General features: G+C 53.8%; 1 rRNA gene. It reads left to right on the top strand.

The window, feature by feature from the left end:
- Nucleotides 1–3: 3 nt before the first annotated feature.
- Nucleotides 4–862 (top strand): 16S ribosomal RNA (locus tag ACLGL1_RS09765); the annotation flags it as partial.

Here is an 862-nt window from a genome sequence, read left to right as displayed (position 1 = left end):
TATAACACGGAGAGTTTGATCCTGGCTCAGGACAAACGCTGGCGGCATGCCTAACACATGCAAGTCGAACGGACGGAGGAAGGAGACCTCTTCGGAGAGACCCTTCCCGAGTTAGTGGCGGATGGGTGAGTAACGCGTGAGTGACCTGCCCGGTAGTGGGGAATAACAGTGAGAAATCACTGCTAATACCGCATAGCTTACAATCACTACATGGTGATTATAAGAAAGACGGCCTTTGAGCTGTTGCTACCGGATGGACTCGCGTCTGATTAGCCAGTTGGTGAGGTAACGGCTCACCAAAGCGATGATCAGTAGCCGGCCTGAGAGGGTGAACGGCCACATTGGGACTGAGACACGGCCCAAACTCCTACGGGAGGCAGCAGTGGGGAATCTTCCGCAATGGGCGCAAGCCTGACGGAGCAATGCCGCGTGAGTGAAGAAGGCCTTCGGGTTGTAAAACTCTGTCCTCATCCAAGAGAGAGGACTGTAGTAACTGACAGTTCTAGGACGGTAGATGAGGAGGAAGCCCCGGCTAACTATGTGCCAGCAGCCGCGGTAAAACATAGGGGGCAAGCGTTGTCCGGAATCACTGGGCGTAAAGGGCGCGCAGGCGGTTTGTTAAGTCAGATGTGAAAGGTTAGGGCTCAACCCTGAACGTGCATCTGATACTGGCAGACTTGAGTATGGAAGAGGTAAGTGGAATTCCTAGTGTAGCGGTGAAATGCGTAGATATTAGGAGGAACACCAGTGGCGAAGGCGACTTACTGGGCCATAACTGACGCTGAGGCGCGAAAGCGTGGGGAGCAAACAGGATTAGATACCCTGGTAGTCCACGCCGTAAACGATGGGTACTAGGTGTCGG

The sequence above is a fragment of the Peptococcus simiae genome (assembly GCF_046569735.1).
Lineage (GTDB): Bacteria > Bacillota > Peptococcia > Peptococcales > Peptococcaceae > Peptococcus > Peptococcus simiae_A.
Note: the sequence above shows the minus strand (reverse complement) of the source record. Positions and strands in the feature narration are given on the sequence as shown.